Consider the following 18,598-nt stretch of genomic DNA (forward strand, 5'->3'; position numbering starts at 1 on the left):
CTTGGATTATTTAGCGGATTTCCCCTGTGCTTTAACCACCAACTGTTCATACAGTTCGGCGTAGGGTTCCACCGCCTGGCACCAGTTGAAGGGTTGGGTCATGGCACGGCAGCGCATGGCATTGAGCAGGCCTGGGTAGGCGAAGACCTTGAACGCACGGCTCAGGGCCTCTTCGTAGCTTTGCACGGTGGACTCGTTGAACAGAAAACCGGTAACGCCATTTTCGATGGTGTCCGCCAGCCCGCCGGTATTGCGCGCCACCGGCAGCGAGCCGAAGCGCTGAGCGTACATCTGGCTCAGGCCACAGGGCTCGTAGCGCGAGGGCATCAGCAGAAAGTCACTGCCGGCGAACATGCGGCGCGCATCGGTTTCGTTGAAACCAATGCGCACACCAACCTGGCCAGGGAAGCGCAGGGCCAGTTCACGCATGGCTTGCTCTTCTTCCGGCTCGCCACGGCCGATAATCGCGATCTGGCCGCCCTGTTCGACGATAAAGCTGGCAACCGCCTCGGTCAGGTCCAGGCCTTTTTGATAGACCAGGCGCGAGACCACCGCAAACAGTGGGCCGGTGGAATCGTGCAAGCCGAACAGTTCACGCACATGCTTGGCGTTGACGGCCTTGCCTTCCCAGTCGCCGATGTTGAAGTTGTGGGTCAGGTGGGTGTCAGTGGAGGTTTCCCAGCTTTCATCGATGCCATTGGGAATACCGCTGAGCAACCCTTGCTGGGTCTTGCTGGCCAAAAAGCCATCCAGGCCGCAGCCGAATTCGGGGGTGGTGATTTCCTCGGCGTAAGTGGCACTCACCGTGGTGATGTGGCTGGAGTACGCCATGCCGGCCTTGAGGAACGACATCTTGCCGTAGAACTCCATGCCTTCCTGTTGCAGGGCATGGGGCGGGATGCCCAGCTCCGGCGTGGAGGCCAGGCTGACCACACCCTGGTACGCCAGGTTGTGGATGGTGAACAGGGTTGGGGTACGTGACCCACGCCAGTGCATGTAGGCGGGAGCGAGGCCTGCGGGCCAGTCATGGGCATGCACCAAGTCCGGGCACCAATGGATCTGCGCCAGGTTGGCGGCCATGTCGGCGGCGGCCAGGCCCAGGCGGGCAAAGCGGATATGGTTGTCTGGCCAGTCGCGGCCGTTGTTGGCACCGTAAGGCGTGCCTTCACGCTCGTAGAGTTCAGGGCAGATCAATACATAGATGACCAGGCCGTCCTTGAGGTCCATGCGCCCGATCTTGCATGGCGGCAGCGCTGCATGGCCACCCAGTTCGCCGATGATATGGATCGGGTTGTCGCTTTCCATCACTTGCGGGTAACCGGGGATCAGCACCCGCACATCATGCAGGTGAGCCATGGCGCGGGGCAGGGCGGCAGACACGTCGCCCAGGCCGCCGGTTTTGACCAGATCGGCAAATTCGGAGGTCACAAACAGAACTTTCTTGCGGTTAGGGTTCTGACTCACGATCGGCCGCACAGTGGTGGGCAGGTCGACCAGCGAAGGTCCCCCTACCGGCTGACTGACACGCTCTCCCTGAATATCTACAGCGGCACTGATCATAGTTCTCTCCCACATGTTGGTTGGCTAACGGCCCGCTGCCATTAGCTCCGATGACCGCGTCCTGCGGCCAGGCGCACAAGCACTGTACAAACTGGCAAGGCGTATGCCAGTTGCACGAGTTGCGAAAAAAGATTGGATGGACGGGCATTGGCTGTGAACGCCGGGTGCTCGCCTTACCTTAAAACTGGACCTACGGCAGAGTTGGAAAGTTTCGATTTTTTGCGGGGTTTTTGTTTTCGATCGGACCCATCGGTCATCAGTCTAGGACAGATCCTAGAGCCCGTAGGGTTTGTAGGAAGATTTTGTAGGACAAAAAACTTGTAACCATATGCGGCTTTGAAAAAAGCCTCTGAACGGTGACTTTCATGTGGCGAGGCGCTCCCGTTGGGCTGCGCAGCAGTCCCAGCTTTTTAAAACAATATGCGGGGCCGCTTCGCGCCCCAGCGGGAGCAAGCTCCCTCGCCACAAGGGGGCAGGCGCTCCCGAATGGTGCGTTAGCCAAGCACGCGAATGGGCGCCCCGCTGGCCCAGGCTTGAATGTCTTCAATCATCTGGGTGTAGAACTGCCGGTAATTCTGCTCGCTCACATAACCCACATGGGGCGTGGCCAACACACTGGGCAAGCGCCGGAACGGGTGATCCACCGGCAGCGGCTCCTCGGCAAACACATCCAGCGCAGCCCCGGCGAGGCGACCACTTTCCAGTGCGGCCACGAGTGCCTGCTCATCCACAATCGGCCCACGGGCGGTATTCACCAAGCGTGCGCTCGGTTTCATCCAGCCCAGCGCCTGCGCATCTACCAGGCCACGGCTGCGCGCGCTGAGCACCAGGTGAATCGTGAGAATATCGGCCTGTTCAAACAGCTCGCGCTTACTGACCCACGTCACACCCGCCTCAGTCGCGCGCTCTGGCGTGAGGTTTTCACTCCAAGCAATCACGCGCATGCCGAACACCTGGGCGAACTGCGCGACCTTCTGGCCGATGCTGCCCAGCCCCAGTATCCCCAACGTCTTGCCATACAGGTCGCCGCCCAGGCCAACCTGCCAACCGCCGGCGCGTAGCGAATTGGCTTCGGCCAGCAGATTGCGGGTCGAGGCCATGATCAGCGCCCAGGTCAATTCCGGCGCAGCTTGCTTATAGCTGTCGGTGCCACAGACCGTGATGCCCAGCGCCTTGGCGGCCGGGATGTCGATGGCGGCGTTGCGCATGCCACCGGTCACCAGCAACTTGAGCTGGGGCAAACCCTGCAGCAAGGCTTTGTCAAAGGTTGAGCGCTCGCGCATCACGCAAATCACTTCAAACCCCTGCAAGCGCTCGATCATCACAGCGGTGTCCGCCGGATAGTCGTGCAGGAAATGCACCTGGCCTACCGCCTCAAGGGCCGACCAGTCCACCACGCCACTGGCCACATTTTGCCAATCATCAATGACTGCGATCTGTACCGACATTCACGAGTGCCTCGAAAAAAGTTGGATTAAAGGGCGTTCAAACCCTGCAACAGCGCCGTGTGGAACTGAGCCGGCTCCTCCATTTGCGGCGCGTGCCCCAGGCCCGGGAATTCCACCAGGGTGGCATGGGGGATCAGCTTGGCGACTTGCTTGCCCAGTTCCTCGTAGCGCCCCAGCCTGGCCTTGACCGCTGGCGGCGCGATGTCGCTGCCGATGGCGGTGGTGTCGGACGTGCCGATCAGCAACAGGGTAGGCATCTGCAAGTCCTTGAACTCGTAGTACACCGGCTGGGTGAAGATCATGTCGTAAATCAGTGCCGAGTTCCACGCGACTTGGGTGTGGCCCGGGCCGCTGTTGAGGCCGGCGAGCATATCGACCCAGCGTTCGTACTCGGGCTTCCAGCGCCCGACGTAATAAGTGTTGAGCTCGTATTGACGGATACCGTCGGCACTCAGTTTCAGCTCGCGCTCATACCATTGGTCGACACTGCGGTAGGGCACGCCCAGGGCTTTCCAGTCCTCCAGGCCGATAGGATTGACCAGCCCAAGCTGTTCGGTTTGTGCGGGGTAGAGCAGTGCATAGCGGGTGGCCAGCATGCCACCGGTGGAGTGGCCGACGATCGTGGCCTTTTGAATGCCGAGCTTTTCCAGCAATTGATGGGTGTTTAGTGCCAGTTGCTGGAAGCTGTACTGGTAGTGCTCGGGCTTGCTGGAGGTGCAAAAACCGATCTGGTCCGGCGCGATCACCCGATAACCTGCGTCGCTCAGGGCTTTGATCGAATCTCCCCAAGTGGCACCGCAGAAATTCTTGCCGTGCATCAGCACCACGCTGCGGCCGTTGGGTTTGCCTTTGGCGGCAACGTCCATGTAGCCCATTTGCAGGGATTTACCCTGGGATTGGAATTTGAAGTGTTCAAGCGGATAGGGGTATTGGAAGCCTTGCAGCTCGGGGCCGTAGGGGGCGGCGAAGGCGGGGGCGGCGCTGGCAGTCAGCAGGCCGGCAATGCAAATGGCACGGGTTAGAGACATGGACAGCGCTCCGAAAAGGGTGCCCGGATGCTGTTGGGAGGGGATTAAGTGGGGATTAACACCCAATGCAAGGTCAGCGCAGCGAGCACGCCATAGCGCAGGCTTTTGGCCAGGGTGACCAGCAACAAAAATCGCCACAACGGCTCGCGCATCACGCCGGCCACCAGCGTCAGCGGGTCACCAATGATCGGCACCCAACTGAGCAACAAGGTCCAATGCCCCCAGCGCGCGTAGTGACTGCGGGCCTTATCCAACTGTTTGTCGCTCACGGGAAACCAGCGCCGCCCCTTGAAGTGCTCCACCCATCGGCCCAACCACCAGTTCACCAGCGATCCCAGCACATTGCCCAGGGTGGCGACACCCAGCAGCAACCACAGGCTGTAATGCCCGCTGACCAGCAGGCCCACCAGCACGGCTTCCGATTGCAGGGGCAGCAAGGTCGCGGCGCCAAATGCCGCGACGAACAACCCCAGGTAACCCATCAGCACCGATCAGTTTGCCGGGTATTCGGCCACTACCACATCGCTGCCGTCACGGGTCAGGCCGATCACTTCATACGCCTCGCTGCGACCCGGCACCTCCATGCCCGGCGAGCCCATGGGCATGCCTGGGGCGGCGATGCCGAGCAAGTCATTGCGTTTACGCAGGGCCAGCACCTGTTCGGCCGGCACGTGGCCTTCAACAAATTTGCCGTCGATCACGGCGGTATGGCACGAGCCCAGGCGCGGTGCGACCCCGAGGCGTTGCTTGACCGCACTCATGTCGGCTTCCACATGGTCGTTTACCTTGAAACCGTTGCTTTCCAGATGGCTGATCCACTTTTTGCAGCAGCCGCAGTTGGCGTCGCGGTGTACGTCGATGGGGATCAGGTCGGCGGCCTGGGCCAGGGTGGTCGTGAAAAGGGCGCAAAGCAGGGCTAATCGCAATGGGGTTTTCATGGTGGGGCTCGCAGGTTGGGAACGTCGTCAGAACGGGGCGATCATGACGACGTCATCGCAGGCAAGCCAGCGCCCACAGGGTGGTAATGTTTCAAGATTATACGAAGGGCGGGTTTTCCAGGCGGTGCTTGAGCTGGTCCAGGGCGATGGCCGACAGCTCGATCATGCGTTCATGCAGCGTAGCCAGTTGCAGTTCGGTTTCGTAGGTCAGCACCCGCTTGAACAGCGTGCCGCCTTGATGGGATATCAGGAAATAATGGATGGAGCCATCGACGGCCAGGGAGGTAAACACGGTTTTGAATTCGCCGGGGCGCCGGGCGATTTGCACGCGGTAGCTCATGGGCACGCGCACGCCCAGCAGGTCAATGAACTCGGTAAAGCGGGCACCCGCGGGGAGTGAACCGTGGGTGCCAGTGTCTGCACTCAGGGAGGTGGGATGCCATTCGTGCCAGCGATCGGGCTGGGTCACATAGTCATAGACGGCATCGATGGGGGCCTTGATAAAACGTTCCTGACTGATCCGCTCCAAGCGGACCGATTGCTCGGCTGCGCGCATGGCACACCTCCTGTGTCGCGACTAGGAGCTGTCAGAATAGTCCCACTCCCGCACATTGCACGGGAGTGTTTCATCCGTTTATCACCGTACCTTGAATCGCCCCATCAACCCAATCACCCGGCCATTGGCTTCCAGCAGGCTTTGGGTGTTGGTTTGCGTGGCGTGGCCGCTCTGTACCAGCTCTTCGACCATTTGTCGGATCTGCACCATGCTGCGGTTGATCTCTTCGGTCACCGCGCTTTGCTGCTCGGCGGCCGTGGCGATCTGGGTGCTGAGGTTGTTGATATGGCTGACGGAACCGGCCATCTCATCCAAGCCCGTGTTTACCCGTGCCGTGGCATCCGCCGCCGACTGGCAACTGGCCTGGGTGTTCTCCATGGCCGCCACCGATGAACTTACACCGCTGGTCAGGCGCGCCAGCATCTCGTTGATCTGCGAGGTGCTGGCCTGGGTGCGTGCCGCCAGGGCGCGGACTTCATCGGCCACCACCGCAAACCCACGGCCTTGCTCGCCGGCACGTGCCGCTTCAATGGCGGCGTTGAGGGCCAGCAGGTTGGTCTGGCCGGCAATCGCACCGATGACGCCGAGGGTTTCGGTGATGCGAGCGGCGTCCTGGCGCATGTTTTCCACGCTGTGGGTAGCGCTGGAGACTTCGCCGATCAACGCGCTGACGCTGCTGGAGGCTTCACCCACCACGACCCTGGAACGGTCGGCGTGCTCATTGGCGCGCTGGGTGAACGCAGCGGTTTCGGCGGCATTCTGCGCGACGGTATCGGCGGTGGCGCTCATTTCGGTGATGGCCGTGACTGTCTGATCGGTTTCCGAAGCGTGACGCACCAGGATGCGGTTGGTCTGCGCCGAGGCCTGCTGCAGTTGCTCAAGCCCCGTGGACATGGCACCTGTGGCCAGGGTCACTTCGCCGATCATGTTTTGCAGGTAGACGATAAAGCGGTTCACCGAGTGGCCAATGGCACCCAGTTCGTCTTCGGCGCGGATGGTGATGCGTCGTGTCAGGTCGGCATCGCCGGCGGACAGCGCATCGATATTGGTTTTCAGCGACTTCATACGCTGCACCAATTGGCGGATCGCATAGGCCGCGAGCAGCACCAGCAGCAACACCATGGGAATCTGCAGCAAGGCCAGGGTGCCGAGTACATCATCGCGCTGGGCGGTGATCAGCGACGTGGGCAGGGCAGTGGCGAGGAACCACGGCGTGCCTTCGATGGGGCGCATATAGAACGTGCTGGCCACGCCACCATTGTCGAACTCACTGCGTTGCAGGGCCTGATCACGATGGGCCAGGGCTTTGCTGACCTGGGTGGCAAACGCCGACGTGCCGGTGAGCTCGTTGATGTTCTTCAACACCACCGGACCGCTGATGCGTGAGCTGTTGCTGATGATCTTGCCGTCGCCTTCGACGATCAGCATTTGGCCGCCGATGTCTTTTTCTTTGCTGGCCACCAGGTCATTGAAGAAGCCCAGGGTCACGTCGATGGTGGCAACGCCGTAAGGCGCGCCGTCGCGCTGGATCGCCATGGCGCAGTTGGTGCGTGGCTCCTGGCTGGCATCGTCTTTGTAAGCTGCGGCCCAGGCACATTGGCCACGGGGTGAGGCCAGGCCGCCCTTGTACCAACTCTGGTCGTAGTAGTTGGGGGCGGGGTCGCTGTTCCAGAATGTATTGACGGTGAGTTTGCCCGACGCATCGCGATGCCAGAACGTACTGTGTTTATTGCGCCCCGGCGTGCGCTGGTTGGGGAGCGGCCAGATGCCGCCACCAAAGACTTTCAGCTCGCCATACTGATCGACCAGGCCAGGCAGGACCTTGTCGATGGCATCGCTGTCGAGTAACGGGATGGTTTGGGTGATGCTGCGTTGCTGGGCCTGGACTTTGTTCAGTTCGCCCTGAATCCGCTCGGCGACTTCATTGATGCGGTTGAGCACCACCTGTTCTTCGGTGTGGCGCAACGTGGGCGCGACCAATTGGCCGATACCGACCACGGTCAGTACCAGTAACACCAGGACGAACAGCACCAAAAAAAGGGTGTAGCGGGCTTGGATAGAGCGCAGTGGTGGCATGGGGCCGTCCTTACGAAGCGTTTATTATTGACGCGGCTTTGTTAGAGCTTCATCGGGCTATCGGCTTGGCGAGGAGGAGCTTTAGGTACGGGCGTGCAAGAAAGTGGAGGCGCCTTTTCAGGCGCTCCTTTGTCAGATATCGAGCATCGCCATTACCGCTTGGGGGTAGCGCAGGCCCGCGGTGGCGTCGGCTGGGAAAATTGCATCCAACGCGGTCAGTTCAGACTGGCTGAGGTGGATGGACAGGGCCGCGACGTTTTCTTCCAAGTATTTGCGTTGCTTGGTGCCGGGGATGGGAATGATGTAGTCGCCCTGCGCCAATACCCAGGCCAACGCCAGTTGCCCGGCTGTAACGCCTTTGTCGCTCGCCAGGGCCTGGACTTGTTTCACCAACTGCAGGTTCTTGGCGAAGTTCTCACCCTGAAAGCGCGGGCTGAACCGGCGGTAATCATCGGCGGCGAAGTCGTCAGGACTTTGCAGCGCGCCAGTGAGAAAGCCCCGGCCCAATGGGCTGTAGGGCACAAAGGCGATGCCCAGGCGTTGGCAGGCGGCAAGGCAGCCGTTGTCTTGCTGGTCGCGGCTCCACAGGGAAAATTCACTTTGCAGAGCGCTGATGGGGTGCACCTTGTGGGCACGTTCCAAGGTGGCCGCCGAGGCTTCGCTGAGGCCCAGGTAACGCACTTTGCCTTGTTGCACCAGCTCAGCCATGGCGCCGACGGTTTCCTCGATGGCGACATCCGGGTCGATGCGGTGCTGGTAGTACAGGTCCAGGGTTTCGATGCCCAGCCGTTGCAGGGTGCCATTGATGGCGTTGCGGATGTACTCGGGACGGCCGTTGACTCCACGCAACGCGGGGTTGGCCGGGTCGCGCACGATGCCGAACTTGCTGGCCAGGAACACCTGGTCACGTTTGCCGGCAAGGGCTTTGCCGATCAATTGTTCATTGGTGTGTGGGCCATAAATGTCGGCGGTGTCGAGGAAATTTACCCCCAGTTCCAAGGCGCGGTGCAGGGTGGCGATGGCTTCTTTGTTGTCAGTGCCGGTGGTGTAGAAGTCGGTCATGCCCATGCAGCCAAGGCCGATGGCGCTGACGTGGGGACCGTTGATACCGAGTTGACGCGTTTGCATGGGGACAGCTCCTGGGTGGGTAAGGCCTCCATTGTTATCCTCGACAAAAGCTGGATAAACCGGCTAAAAGCACTATCACTATTTGTAATATCTAAATAATTGCCTGAGGAGCCGCCCCTTGGACCGTTTTAATGCGATGCGCGTCTTCACTCGGATTGTCGAACTGGGTGGGTTCGCCAAGGCCGCCGACAGCCTGCAATTGCCCCGCGCGTCGGTAACGATCCTTATCAAACAGTTGGAAGCGCACCTCGGTGTGCAACTGTTGCAGCGCACCACCCGGCAGGTGAGCACAACGTTGGATGGCGCCGCGTATTACCAGCGCTGCGTGCGCCTGCTCACGGACCTTGAGGAAACCGAAGCGGTGTTTTCCACCCAGCGTCAAAACCCACGCGGCACCTTGAGCATCAATATGCCTTCGGGTATCGGACGTTTGATCGTGATTCCCGCGCTGCCTACATTTACCGCCCGCTATCCGCAGATCGAGCTGGAAATCGGCCTTAACGACCACCCCGTTGACCTGATCCGCGAAGGTGTGGATTGCGTCTTGCGGGGCGGGCTGGCGTTGGATGAATCACTGGTGGCAAGGCCTTTGGCACAGATGGATCAGGTCACCTTGGCCAGCCCAGCGTATCTGGAGTGCATGGGAACGCCGGCGTGCATCGATGATTTGGCCAGGCATCAGATGGTCGAGTACGTCTCCAGTACCAGCGGCAAACGGTTTGGGTTGGAGTTTCAGGCAGGGGCGCAGCTGCGTCAGCTCAACCTGCCCAAGCGCGTTGCGGTCAACAGCGCGGACGGTTATTTCGCGGCGTGTTTGGCGGGTTATGGCTTGATCCAGGCGCCGTATTATCACGCCAAGCGTCAGTTGGCCGATGGCTCGCTGGTGCAAGTGCTGCCACAACTGACGGTGCCGAAGATGGCGCTGACGGCGCTGTATCCGCCGCACCGTCAGTTGTCACAGCGGGTGAGGGTGTTTGTCGACTGGCTGGTAGACCTGTGTGCCCAGCCCGGCAATGGGTTGCAACGCCAGGCTTGAGCCCACCCCTGTCAGGGTTGTGTGGACATTGCAGGCCGCGCTTTCACAAAAATGCGCAAATCTCCCGGAAAGTCATCAGCCGTAATCGGTTTTGACGGGTCGGCAGCTTTTAGACTTGGGCCGAATCCTGAGGTGCGGGGCAGGTGCGCTTTGTTATGCTCAAACACCCCGACGGCTGTGCTCCCGGTCATCTCGGCCAACCCAGGTACGCCCTCCGAGGTTTTCATGTGGGACAGACCCACCAGCGCGACCCATTTCTCGCCATTGGAGGTGGCTTCTATAGTTTTTGCTGCGTAATAGTTGAACTCTTCGAGTCGTCTTATTGATCCATTCCCCGGTGCGGTAGCGCCATTCTGAAGCCTGGCGTCTTTGTGGCGTGTCAGGTAGTAATGGTCAAGCGGCAGGACCTCTATCCCATTCGCTTCAAGCTTGGCTTGTAGTTCCTTAAAGCTCGGGTTGCTGCGGGCCTTGCCTGTTCCAATCAGCTTGTCGATCCCATCTACCTGGAGCCCACCGGGCAGGTCTGGTCGTGACAATAACCCTTCAAAGTAAACACGCTTGACTCCCGATCGCTTGAGCGTATCGACGCTATCAAACAGTGTTCTAAAGCTGGCCATTTGATTATGTCGTTCCCCCAGAACCAGGCCATCCGTCATCTTGAATGCATCTTCGAGCATATCCTTTGTCGGTATCGACGCTCGGAGCGAGAGCGTGACAGGGCGCACCGGTGGTGTGAGTGCCAGTTTGGAGTAATGGTCGCGCAGCTCTTCAGTGAACTTTTTCATCGTGGCGTGCTTGGTGTCTGGCTTGAAATGATCGGCTTCCAGCTTGCCTTTCATCGCCGAGGCGTATTCCCCTTGGGGCAGAGGCGTGCGCGCACGCGCTGGGCGCGCACCGGTGCTATAGGGGGTATGTCGCACACTGTGCGGCGCTACACCATTGGATCTGGGCGACGTGGGATCAAGGGTGTACGAAGGCTGGAAGTCATTCAAAGGGCCACCGAAGGGTTGGTCGGTGGTCGGGTCATAGGCGTACCAGTTCTTGTCGCGTTGAACCGCAACGCCTTCGAACGTCTGGTCCGCCACTTTGAATGTGCCTATTGAGCTGACACCGTGGCTTCTACCGGCCTTGACCACGTCGTGGCTGGCGGATGTTCCTCTCAAGCTATTCATACCGTCGGCCAGTAAGGAAACCCCGGCATTGCCGACTTTTCGCACCCCTCGGGCGACCTGAGTTGTGGCGTATCGAACAGTCCTCGCAGCGCCCGTCGCCAGGTCGCCCACGCCGTCCAGTGGGTTGATTGCGCCCAGGGTGGCTACCCCGATAACCTTGGCGCCCTTGATAAACTTGGCGCCGGCAGACGCGGTGGTGGAGCCTACTTTGACCAGTTTGGCGCCGGCACCCACGCCAGCGGTCAGGAAGCCAAAAATGTCCATACCCAGGTCCAGCGCACCCTCAGCGTAATTGCCCTTGGCAAAATTAACGATGGCCGAGCGAAACGGTATCAGGTTGAGAAAGAAATCGCCGACGTCCTTTTGGGCCTGTAATTGCTGTTCGTGGGGTGTCGCGCCCGATGCCTCTTGTTTGATTGCCGGGTTGTCGTATTCCAGGTGCTCCACGAAGGCATTTGCGATGAGATGGGAACGGGGACTGGAAAAACTATCCAGCACTGCTGTGTCCGCAAGCGCCTGCTCGCCTTGCGCGACAGTCCCACCCTGTTTGGGTTTGAATTCGGTTCGACGGGTTTCGAGGTTGCCATCGCGGTACGTCGTTTCCTTCAAGTCGATGTAGTTGTCTTTCCTGCGGATGCTCAGGTTCTGAATATCCAATTCATAAATCGTCCGTTGCCCGCCTTGTTCAACCTTGAAACTCAGCACGAGGTTTTTTGATTTCAAAAGGTCGGGGGAGGGCGCGATGTCGTAAGTGGACTCATGGAAAAAGCTAATTTTTCCCGTTTCCAGCTTTTGACGATCCTCCAGAGGAAGCTGCGAAATCAGGTGACGAACAGTGGTGGCAACCCCGCTTTTTCTCGTCTCTATTGCCTGGGTGAACGCCGTATTGAACGCCTGATGCACGCCAAGCGCAGGGCTGTTATTGATCTTGTCGATCGGAATGCGCGTGTCTTGGGTTTTCCATTTGCCCAGTGTGCTTTCACCCATGAAAATATCGAGCATCGAAAAGTAAAGGCCTACGGGGCGCAGGTTTGGGTTATGGAGCGGCTGGGGGCCTTGTTTGTAGTCTTCATCGAGTTGTAGAACGGGCTTCTCAAACAGGCCGGGGGCGGTGTCTGGAAAACGCTCCTTGAGTATCGCCAGAGCGACCTCTTTGCGCGTTGGGAGGTGGGCATTGATGGCTTCGCTGGCAGCCATCCGCTGGTTTTGCCGTTCGTTAAAGGCCGCCCTGGCAACTTCCAACTGCTGCGGGGTGTAAATCTCATCGGTAGCCTTTGGGAGGAGGCCGCTGGCCAGCGCCCAGTCGATCACTGCATTGTGCAGGGCATGCTCAGGGGCAGGGTCGGTAATGAGGTCGGCACGCAGCATGATCTGTGCAAACGTCATCTGGCTCGATACGCCGGGCGCCTCAGCCTCCACCTTGGCCACCGCCAAGTAGAAATTGACCCAGGCCTGGCTGCCTGGCGCCACCCGATCCGGTATGTCCTTGACCAGAAATTGGGGTGCGACTCGGGCGAGTAACAGGTGCGCAGTGAAGTGTGCCGTGGCCTGAGAGGCTTTGCCGGAGCTGACCAAGTGTTTTTTGAGGGCGTCGACGACATCTGACGCAGGCTTGCCCCAAAGCTGTTGCTGGGCCAGGTCAAACCCCGCCACCTTGCTTCTGTGGGGGGGTTCAATGGACTCGCGATCAAGCCCCAGATGGATCGCGCTGAGCACATGCTCGTAAAGGCTAAATGGCGTCGAAATGCCCTCCAGATCACGCTGGATCGCCAGCCCCAAAGCGTGCGCCTGCGGTGAGCTGAGCAGTTTTTCCAGCGCCTTGTGGGGTACTTGCAGGTCTTCGGGGGAAAGAGGCGTCGCTGCCATAAGGTAGCCCAGGGCGCCTTTTAGCGGTTCGGCAAGGGGAAGGCCGGGCAATCGCGCAGTATTGTAGTTCAGGATGTCGTTCACTTTCTGCTGCTGCGCCGGCAGCAGCGGCACGGGCCAAGACAGGGCGCCGCCCGCGTTGCCGAGGAGGGGGGCTAATGCCCGCTGATCCAATAGATCTCTCAGGGCGACCGCCTGGGCTCTGGTGCTGGGAATTTCGAACCCCAACCGGGTTATTACTTCAGTCAGGCTGGGGTCATTGACGCCTTCAAAGGTATAGGTGGAGCCCGAGGCGATTGGCATTTTCCATCCCGCTAGCGCGGAGGCAATGTCTTCCTCGGACGTGCCGTCATTCCACAACAGGTCAAGGCCGCGCAGGTGGTTGGCCAGTTCGTGAAGGTTCGTGCGGTTGGCTGCGGCGATCTCTAAACCTTTTGCAGGAGAAAAATCATTGCCAGGGCTACGTGTGGGGCGAGTGGTCGTTGTGGGCTTGTCGACCTTGCCAGCCGGTGTGTTGGGGGTTGTGGTAGCGGCCGGAATGTTGAAGTGAAGGGGCGCAGTGATCATCGGTTTAACTCAATTGAGTGGTACCCATGCTTCCTGGAGGTTTAAGTGAATATCTTTCCTTGGGGGCGTCAGCTAGGTGGTCGTTCGGGAACGATAGGTTCTGACGACATTGTGTAGGCGAATTACACGCGTCCCAGCACGGAATCGGCGGCGTGATGCGTCGGATCACTTCACAATCCTCCAGGCGCTCGCGGGAGGTGCTGGCGTGGGACAAGCCAAAATATTTCATCGCCTGTAACATAAGGCCCACCGATCCTGGCCCATCCCCATTACGGGGTATGCGTCTGGCCTGCTCGGCAATACGAAGTAGATATCTTTTTTCAGGTTCAGGAACCCGTCATGACTCAAAAGCAACGTTTGAAATATTCGATTCTGATTGCCCTGGCTGTACTGGCGACGATGTTTGGCCTGTCCTACTTGCAGAACACCGGGGTTATCAGCGAGAAAACGTTCCAGACCATCGCCATTGCCGTCGCCGTGGTGGTTGTGGTGATCAACGGCATCATGCGTCGCAAGGTCAAGCTGTAACGTCGGCGTCAGTCGCGACCTTCGAGTACCTTGGCAGCCTCTTCATGGAGGCTGTAGCTTTTATCCGCGTTGAGGGTGATCACGCCCTCGCTGCACAGGCGCTTGAGCACCTCGCGCACACTGAGAAACGACAGCGGAATGCCCAGCTCCAGCAAATGGCTGTGCACACCGCGTACCCCGAGGGTGCGCTGGTTGTCGGCAGCGGTGAGCAGGGCGTCGATGACCTTCAGCCGGATCAGGCTGGTGCGCAGGCCGAAGCACTTGAGCAAATGACGAATACGTTGGTTGCCTTGTTGTTCGGGCGCTTTGCCGAACGCTTGCGTGCCGCTGCCAAAATTGGCATCGGCGGCCGGTGAATGTCCATCCGTGGGCACTTGCGGGTTGTACATGCAAAACACTCCTTATCAGAGCCTGATCAGGAAAAAATGAGCGCTCTTAAGTAATAAGACGAACGAGCGAGCGAAATCATGAAGTGATGGATGTAGAAATTTTGTCGGTATCGGTTTTGTCACACCTTGACCGCCTTAAATAAACGCCTGCCTACGCTAAATTGTTCCCGGTTTTTTGCGTCCTTACGGGTGGGGTAGTTGCCCCTGGTGAGGATGTTCAATTTGACTGTGGAGTCTGCGTGATTATTTCCAAAGGGTTGTCCAGGGTATGCGTGGCAGGAGTGTTGCTGGGGCTAAGCCTGGCGGCATCGGCGCGGGAACAAGCGGCGCAGGCTTCGGCGGATATCCGTCGCACCAGTTTTGGCGTGCCCCATATCCGCGCCAGCGATGAGCGTGGCCTGGGCTTCGGGATTGGTTACGCCTATGCCCAAGACAACTTGTGCCTGCTGGCCAATGAAGTGGTCACGGTGAATGGCGAACGTGCACGCTACTTCGGCCCCGAGCAGGCAACGCTGGAAGCACGCAACAACCTGGCCAGTGACGTGTTCTTCACCTGGCTCAACACCCCGGACGCCGTTGCCGCGTTCTGGAAAGCGCAGACCCCGCAGATCCGCCAACGCATCGAGGGCTATGTAGCCGGCTACAACCGCTACCTGAAAGAGCAGGGCGCACCGGTACAGTGCCAGGCCGCCTGGGTGCGACCGCTGGTGGCCGAGGACTTGGTCAAGTTGACCCGTAGGCTTTTAGTAGAAGGTGGAGTAGGTCAGTTCGCCGAAGCCCTAGTGGGCGCGACGCCGCCACAGGCCGGCGCCAGCGTTCAGCCTGCTGCCAAGTCCTTTGAAATAGCCGCTGCCAATCAACAGCGCTTCAGTTTTGACCGTGGCAGTAACGCGGTGGCCGTGGGCCGTGACCGCTCGTTCAATGGCCGTGGCATGCTGTTGGCCAACCCGCATTTTCCGTGGGTGGGCGGCATGCGTTTTTATCAGATGCACCTGACCATCCCCGGTGAGTTGGATGTGATGGGCGCCGCATTGCCGGGCCTGCCGGTGATCAATATCGGCTTTAACCAGCACGTGGCGTGGACCCACACCGTGGATACCTCCAAGCACTTCACGTTGTACCGCCTGACCCTCGACCCCAAGGACGCCACACGCTACCTGCTTGATGGCAAATCCCTGCCGTTGGAGAAAACCACGGTGAACGTGCAGGTCAAGCAAGCCGATGGCAGCCTCAAGGCCCAGCCCCATACCGTCTACAGTTCGCAATTCGGCCCCGTGGTGCAATGGCCCGGCAAGCTCGATTGGGACAACCATTACGCCTTCAGCCTGCGCGACGCCAACTTGGGCAACGACCGCGTGCTGCAACAGTGGTACGCCATGAACCGCGCCGCCAACCTCAAAGAGCTGCAAAGCTCGGTGCACACCCTGCAAGGTATCCCGTGGGTCAATACCCTGGCGGCCGATGACCAGGGCCAGAGCCTGTACATGAACCTCTCGGTGGTGCCCAACGTCAGCGCGGCCAAACTGGCGCAATGCAGCGACCCGCGTGCCGGGCTGCAAATGATCATGCTCGATGGCGCCCACAGTGCCTGCGCCTGGGACGTAGACCCGCGTGCCGCCCAGGCGGGTATCTTCCCAGCAGACCAGTTGCCGCAACTGGAGCGCACCGATTACGTACAGCACTCCAACGACTCCGCCTGGCTGGCCAACCCCGAGGCGCCGCTGACCGGGTTCTCCCCGCTGATCAGCCAAGACCACATCGGCCTCGGCGCCCGTGCGCGCTTCGCCCTGCAACGCCTGCAGTCCCTGGGCAAACAATCGATCACCGTCGCCGACCTGCAACACATGGTGATGGACAACGACGTCTACCTGGCCGGGCAGGTGATGCCCGACCTGTTGGACTTCTGCGCCAAGCAATTGGGCGCCGACAGCACGGCCCTGCAACCGCTGTGCACCAGCCTGAAAAACTGGGACCAGCACGCCAACCTCGACAGCGGCGTGGGCCTGGTGCACTTCATCAACCTGGCGCATCACCTGCAGCAAATTCCCGACGCCTGGCGCGTCGCCTTCGACCCGGCCCAGCCACTGACCACGCCCCGCGGCCTGGCCATCGACCGCGAGCCAGTGGCCAAGGCCCTGCGCGAAGCCATGCTGGCCTCCACCGCAGACGTCGCCAAACGTGGCCTGCGCGCCGACAGCCACTGGGGCGACGTCCAGGTTTCCGGGCAAACCCCGATCCATGGCGGCCCCCAGGAACTGGGCATCTACAACGCCATGCAAACCGTGCCCCGCGCGGATGGCAAGCGTGAGGTAGTGAGCGGCAGCAGCTACCTGCAAATCGTCACCTTCGACGAGAAGGGCCCCCATGCCCAGGGCGTATTGGCGTTCTCCCTGTCCAGCAACCCAGCGTCCGAACACAGCAAGGACCAGACCCAAGCCTTCTCCCAGAAAAAACTCAGCCCGCTGCCCTTCACCGAAGCCCAGATCAAGGCCGATCCGCACTACCAGCAGCAACAGATCAAGGAGTAAAGCGGCCACGCAACCCCTTGATGCCAATACGAAATATTTTTGAAATCAAGGGGTTGCACGCATAGGTAAATACGTACATAATGGCGCCCATCGAACGCAATGAAGCATTAAAAACTTCAATGTATTCAATGAGTTAGAGTAGAGGCAGGGTTTTATAGCCCACTCAAGTTTTTATGCGGTGAGTGTCAGCTGTCTGGACATTGATCGTTTGAGGCCGAGTAGCAAAATGGTTATGCAGCGGATTGCAAATCCGCCTACGCCGGTTCGATTCCGACCTCGGCCTCCACTCTTAAAAACCCCGTAGATTAACGTCTACGGGGTTTTTTATTGCCTTGGGTTTCTCTGACCCATCCTCAATTTGCGCGGCTCTGGCGGGCTTGAACGCCGCGTATCGAGTGTATCGCCAACCCTACAAACCCTACCAACGTGTTACACGAAAGCCGTGACGCACGCGGGTTTGCGCTGTCTTACCCAGCGAGAAGTTAATCTCGTTAAGTAGAGAGTGTTGTCATGAAGTTGAATTACCTAACTAAGGCGGCCGTTGTTGTCGCGCTGTTGTCCTCCTTGTCGGGCTGCTGGATGTTCATGCCACCGGGTGGTGGCGGTGGCCACGGTGGTGGCGGGCATGGCCAAGGCGGCGGCCCTGGCGGTGGCGGCGGTGGTGGCTTCCAGCGCTAGTAACAATCTATAGAGGCAAGCCATGGCAAGTGGCTTGCCTTTTTCTTTGCCTGGAATAAATCCCAGGCAAAGAAAAGCCCGCATGGGGCGTGCGGGCTAAAAGGATGTTCATTAGGAGCTGGGTCCACCCTAGGTCATCGTCTGTGAAAGGTTTGTGAAAAGTCTTGAGGGGCAGCGCCAAAGTGTATGCCTCAATCCGCACCTGGCTGTATGGGGCGTCGGCATCCTGAACCCACTACTGTCACGGGCATAGACCACCGTTCGGATACCGCCCCATGTTCATGTCTACCAGCCTCTTATCGGCTTTCGTGTTGTTCGCCTTCGTGTCTTCAATCACGCCGGGGCCCAATAACACCATGTTGCTCGCCTCGGGGGTGAACTTCGGGTTCCGCCGTTCCATGCCCCACGCATTAGGGATCAGTGTGGGGTTCATGCTGTTGGTGATTTCGGTCGGCCTGGGCCTGGGCGAAGTGTTCAAGGTGTTCCCGTGGGCCTACACCGTATTGCGCTACGTGGGCGCGGCGTATTTGCTGTACTTGGCCTGGAAGATTGCGACGGCGGGCGGCATGTCCGACAGCCACAATGAACATGGCAAACCCATGACCTTCCTCGGCGCCGCAGCGTTCCAGTGGGTCAACCCCAAGGCCTGGATCATGGCGCTGGGGGCCATCACCACCTACACCCCCGCCGAAGGGTATGTCACCAATGTGTTGGTGATCGCGCTGGTGTTTGCAGTGGTCAACCTGCCGAGCGTCTGCGTATGGGTCGGCTGCGGCACGGGATTACGCAATGTATTGCGTAAGCCGCGCTGGCTGCGGTTGTTCAACGGGTCGATGGCCGCGTTGCTGGTGCTGTCGCTGTACCCGATGCTGTTTGGCAACTGACAGTCACACCGGCGAAATGGTCGCCAGCAAGCCGATACCGATGGTCAGTACCAAAAAGCCGAACAGGAAAAGTGCCATCTTGGTCATAAGGCCTCCAAAGGGAAGGGCGACAGGCGTGTCGCGAATGCGGCTATTGTCCGCCCAGGGCCGTTTTCGGTACAGACGCAGATAGCAATCAAAAAACCGTATCAGATACCCGTGCGACGCTTGTCCTCG

The 18,598-nt window shown here is 59.5% G+C and carries 15 protein-coding genes, 1 tRNA gene and 1 pseudogene; 6 read left to right on the forward strand and 11 right to left on the reverse strand.

Annotated features, from left to right (window positions below; all coding sequences use genetic code 11):
- Nucleotides 1-6: 6 nt before the first annotated feature.
- From glgA to ACLD1Y_RS08040, 9 genes and pseudogenes are all read right to left on the reverse strand, one after another.
- Complete coding sequence (gene glgA, locus ACLD1Y_RS08000) at nucleotides 7-1,560, reverse strand: glycogen synthase GlgA (protein WP_429477016.1); 1,554 nt, start codon at nucleotides 1,558-1,560, stop codon at nucleotides 7-9.
- A 494-nt stretch (nucleotides 1,561-2,054) separates the two neighbouring features.
- Nucleotides 2,055-3,008, reverse strand: a complete 954-nt coding sequence (locus ACLD1Y_RS08005) for a D-2-hydroxyacid dehydrogenase family protein (protein ID WP_429477018.1) — start codon at nucleotides 3,006-3,008, stop codon at nucleotides 2,055-2,057.
- A gap of 26 nt (nucleotides 3,009-3,034) precedes the next feature.
- A complete protein-coding gene (locus ACLD1Y_RS08010) occupies nucleotides 3,035-4,036 on the reverse strand; it encodes an alpha/beta fold hydrolase (RefSeq protein WP_429477020.1) in 1,002 nt (333 codons plus the stop codon).
- Between the two features lie 44 nt (nucleotides 4,037-4,080).
- Nucleotides 4,081-4,524 (reverse strand): YqaA family protein, encoded by a 444-nt coding sequence (locus tag ACLD1Y_RS08015; RefSeq protein ID WP_429477022.1) that lies wholly within the window; start codon nucleotides 4,522-4,524, stop codon nucleotides 4,081-4,083.
- A gap of 3 nt (nucleotides 4,525-4,527) precedes the next feature.
- The gene (locus ACLD1Y_RS08020; protein WP_429477024.1) at nucleotides 4,528-4,974 is read right to left on the reverse strand and encodes a DUF411 domain-containing protein; all 447 of its coding nucleotides are present in this window, start codon (nucleotides 4,972-4,974) and stop codon (nucleotides 4,528-4,530) included.
- A gap of 97 nt (nucleotides 4,975-5,071) precedes the next feature.
- Complete coding sequence (locus tag ACLD1Y_RS08025; protein WP_429477025.1) at nucleotides 5,072-5,530, reverse strand: SRPBCC family protein; 459 nt, start codon at nucleotides 5,528-5,530, stop codon at nucleotides 5,072-5,074.
- An 81-nt stretch (nucleotides 5,531-5,611) separates the two neighbouring features.
- A complete protein-coding gene (locus ACLD1Y_RS08030) occupies nucleotides 5,612-6,457 on the reverse strand; it encodes a methyl-accepting chemotaxis protein (RefSeq protein ID WP_429477083.1) in 846 nt (281 codons plus the stop codon).
- A gap of 15 nt (nucleotides 6,458-6,472) precedes the next feature.
- Nucleotides 6,473-7,606: pseudogene (locus ACLD1Y_RS08035) on the reverse strand (HAMP domain-containing protein); the annotation flags it as partial.
- Between the two features lie 132 nt (nucleotides 7,607-7,738).
- Nucleotides 7,739-8,734, reverse strand: a complete 996-nt coding sequence (locus ACLD1Y_RS08040) for an aldo/keto reductase (RefSeq protein WP_429477027.1) — start codon at nucleotides 8,732-8,734, stop codon at nucleotides 7,739-7,741.
- 118 nt (nucleotides 8,735-8,852) lie between these two features.
- Between ACLD1Y_RS08040 and ACLD1Y_RS08045 the strand changes: the two genes are divergently transcribed.
- A complete protein-coding gene (locus ACLD1Y_RS08045; RefSeq protein WP_429477029.1) occupies nucleotides 8,853-9,770 on the forward strand; it encodes a LysR family transcriptional regulator in 918 nt (305 codons plus the stop codon).
- Nucleotides 9,771-9,781: 11 nt separating this feature from the next.
- On the opposite strand, the gene ACLD1Y_RS08050 is transcribed toward ACLD1Y_RS08045, so the two are convergent.
- Complete coding sequence (locus ACLD1Y_RS08050; RefSeq protein ID WP_429477031.1) at nucleotides 9,782-13,375, reverse strand: hypothetical protein; 3,594 nt, start codon at nucleotides 13,373-13,375, stop codon at nucleotides 9,782-9,784.
- Between the two features lie 339 nt (nucleotides 13,376-13,714).
- On the opposite strand from ACLD1Y_RS08050, the gene ACLD1Y_RS08055 reads away from it, so the two are divergent.
- Nucleotides 13,715-13,903 (forward strand): hypothetical protein, encoded by a 189-nt coding sequence (locus ACLD1Y_RS08055; RefSeq protein ID WP_010210250.1) that lies wholly within the window; start codon nucleotides 13,715-13,717, stop codon nucleotides 13,901-13,903.
- Between the two features lie 8 nt (nucleotides 13,904-13,911).
- Here the strand turns inward: ACLD1Y_RS08055 and ACLD1Y_RS08060 are convergent, their stop codons facing one another.
- Entirely contained in the window at nucleotides 13,912-14,292 is a 381-nt protein-coding gene (locus tag ACLD1Y_RS08060; RefSeq protein WP_429477033.1) for a fe2+ zn2+ uptake regulation protein, read from the reverse strand.
- A 239-nt stretch (nucleotides 14,293-14,531) separates the two neighbouring features.
- On the opposite strand from ACLD1Y_RS08060, the gene ACLD1Y_RS08065 reads away from it, so the two are divergent.
- From ACLD1Y_RS08065 to ACLD1Y_RS08080, 4 genes are all read left to right on the forward strand, one after another.
- Nucleotides 14,532-16,820 (forward strand): acylase, encoded by a 2,289-nt coding sequence (locus tag ACLD1Y_RS08065; protein WP_429477035.1) that lies wholly within the window; start codon nucleotides 14,532-14,534, stop codon nucleotides 16,818-16,820.
- Between the two features lie 212 nt (nucleotides 16,821-17,032).
- Nucleotides 17,033-17,106, forward strand: a tRNA-Cys gene (locus ACLD1Y_RS08070).
- A 224-nt stretch (nucleotides 17,107-17,330) separates the two neighbouring features.
- Complete coding sequence (locus ACLD1Y_RS08075) at nucleotides 17,331-17,498, forward strand: hypothetical protein (protein WP_429477037.1); 168 nt, start codon at nucleotides 17,331-17,333, stop codon at nucleotides 17,496-17,498.
- 275 nt (nucleotides 17,499-17,773) lie between these two features.
- A complete protein-coding gene (locus ACLD1Y_RS08080) occupies nucleotides 17,774-18,382 on the forward strand; it encodes a LysE family translocator (RefSeq protein WP_429477039.1) in 609 nt (202 codons plus the stop codon).
- The last annotated feature ends 216 nt before the right edge of the window (nucleotides 18,383-18,598 follow it).

It is taken from the genome of Pseudomonas sp. 18175 (assembly GCF_050432925.1).
Lineage (GTDB): Bacteria > Pseudomonadota > Gammaproteobacteria > Pseudomonadales > Pseudomonadaceae > Aquipseudomonas.

Excerpts from the sequence above, each read along its gene's own strand:
- ACLD1Y_RS08030 (WP_429477083.1), bottom strand. The coding sequence starts at position 6,457 with ATGATCGGCGAAGTGACCCTGGCCACAGGTGCCATGTCCACGGGGCTT.
- ACLD1Y_RS08050 (WP_429477031.1), bottom strand. The coding sequence starts at position 13,375 with ATGATCACTGCGCCCCTTCACTTCAACATTCCGGCCGCTACCACAACC.
- ACLD1Y_RS08075 (WP_429477037.1), top strand. The coding sequence starts at position 17,331 with ATGAAGTTGAATTACCTAACTAAGGCGGCCGTTGTTGTCGCGCTGTTG.
- ACLD1Y_RS08005 (WP_429477018.1), bottom strand. The coding sequence starts at position 3,008 with ATGTCGGTACAGATCGCAGTCATTGATGATTGGCAAAATGTGGCCAGT.
- ACLD1Y_RS08010 (WP_429477020.1), bottom strand. The coding sequence starts at position 4,036 with ATGTCTCTAACCCGTGCCATTTGCATTGCCGGCCTGCTGACTGCCAGC.
- ACLD1Y_RS08060 (WP_429477033.1), bottom strand. The coding sequence starts at position 14,292 with ATGTACAACCCGCAAGTGCCCACGGATGGACATTCACCGGCCGCCGAT.
- ACLD1Y_RS08080 (WP_429477039.1), top strand. The coding sequence starts at position 17,774 with ATGTTCATGTCTACCAGCCTCTTATCGGCTTTCGTGTTGTTCGCCTTC.
- ACLD1Y_RS08055 (WP_010210250.1), top strand. The coding sequence starts at position 13,715 with ATGACTCAAAAGCAACGTTTGAAATATTCGATTCTGATTGCCCTGGCT.
- glgA (WP_429477016.1), bottom strand. The coding sequence starts at position 1,560 with ATGATCAGTGCCGCTGTAGATATTCAGGGAGAGCGTGTCAGTCAGCCG.
- ACLD1Y_RS08040 (WP_429477027.1), bottom strand. The coding sequence starts at position 8,734 with ATGCAAACGCGTCAACTCGGTATCAACGGTCCCCACGTCAGCGCCATC.
- ACLD1Y_RS08020 (WP_429477024.1), bottom strand. The coding sequence starts at position 4,974 with ATGAAAACCCCATTGCGATTAGCCCTGCTTTGCGCCCTTTTCACGACC.
- ACLD1Y_RS08025 (WP_429477025.1), bottom strand. The coding sequence starts at position 5,530 with ATGCGCGCAGCCGAGCAATCGGTCCGCTTGGAGCGGATCAGTCAGGAA.